The sequence below is a fragment of the Microcystis aeruginosa NIES-4325 genome (assembly GCF_008974145.1).
Classification (GTDB): Bacteria; Cyanobacteriota; Cyanobacteriia; order Cyanobacteriales; family Microcystaceae; genus Microcystis; species Microcystis aeruginosa_G.
The window spans coordinates 1-827 of the sequence record NZ_BJKP01000101.1 but is presented as its reverse complement, the minus strand read 5'-3'; the positions used below and the strand labels follow the sequence as shown (position 1 = coordinate 827).

General features: G+C 34.3%; 1 protein-coding gene. It reads left to right on the top strand.

Features of this window, described 5'->3' with window-relative positions; genetic code table 11:
- Nucleotides 1-806, top strand: an 806-nt coding sequence (locus tag MiAbW_RS19145; protein WP_202981372.1) for an IS5 family transposase, incomplete at its 5' end; no start/stop codon positions are given.
- Nucleotides 807-827: the final 21 nt, after the last annotated feature.

Genomic DNA, 827 nt, shown 5'->3' with positions numbered 1-827 from the left:
TCAAACGCTTTTGGGTCGTGTATCCTGAAACATTTAATGATATGGTGAAAGTTTTAGCCGCCGAAAAAGTTCTTCAAAAAAAATCTGGAAGGCCAAGTAAATTAAGTCTAGAAGACCAAATCTTGATGACATTAGAGTATTTGCGGGAATATAGTACTTATTTCCATCTTGCAATTAATTGGGAGATTAATGAGACAACCGCCCTACGAATTACTAAAAAAGTAGAAGGTATTCTCATGAAATCAGGATTGTTTAATCTGCTAGGGAAAAAGACAGTTCAACAGCCCAATATTGACCTAGAGATAGTGGTAGTAGATGTGGCGGAGCATGAGATAGAAAAACCTCAAAAAAAGCAGAGAAATTACTATAGCGGCAAACAAGGCTATCATACATTAAAATCTCAAGTTCTTGCCGATCAAAAAACAGGAATGATAATCTGCACCGCTCATGGAAAAGGGAGAATACATGACTTTAACCTTTGGAAAAATAGTCAAATTGGGATCGATAAAAGTATTGAATGTTTAGCAGATAAAGGCTATCAAGGACTTCAAAAGCATCATGAAAATAGTAGAATTCCTTACAAAAAAAAGAAAAAGCAAAAATTAAGTTTAGAAGAAAAAAAGTTTAATCGCCAGTTATCAAGAGAAAGAATTGTTATCGAACATATCCACAGAAGTCTGAAGATATTTAGAGTTTTATCCTCAAGATATAGGAATCGGAGACGGCGATTTGGTCTAAGATTTAATTTAATTGCCGGCATTTACAACTATGAACTTAATTTAGGCTATCATCAAGTAGCTGAATAAGACTTTTGCAGGAGGTCTATT